This is a genomic window from Achromobacter sp. SIMBA_011 (genome assembly GCF_046535435.1).
GTDB classification, from domain to species: Bacteria; Pseudomonadota; Gammaproteobacteria; order Burkholderiales; family Burkholderiaceae_B; genus Achromobacter; species Achromobacter dolens.
Map to the genome: position 1 here is coordinate 1 of NZ_JAWRWN010000326.1, position 278 is coordinate 278.

General features: G+C 56.5%; 1 protein-coding gene. It reads left to right on the top strand.

The features are described from left to right. Positions 1 to 278 (top strand): peptidogalycan biosysnthesis protein (locus SB816_RS31160; protein ID WP_410548134.1); only part of this gene is annotated, 278 nt, incomplete at both ends.

Sequence of the window (278 nt, forward strand, 5' to 3'; positions counted from 1 at the left end):
GCTCGTTTCGGAAAACGAAGACGAGACACGCTTCAAGGCGTTACTGGCCTCCGGTCTCGCGCAGGTGACTGAAAAGATCGGCGTCTCCTCGGCACATGTCACATTTCTGGAAGAGAGCGATCTTTCCGCCCTTCTGCCGCGCGATTTCCTGCACAGGACCGACCAACAGTTTCATTTCATCAATGACGGTTATCGCGACCACGATGATTTTCTCGACGCCCTTTCATCGCGCAAGCGCAAGGGGCTGAAAAAGGAACGCCGCGCGGCGCTGGAACACG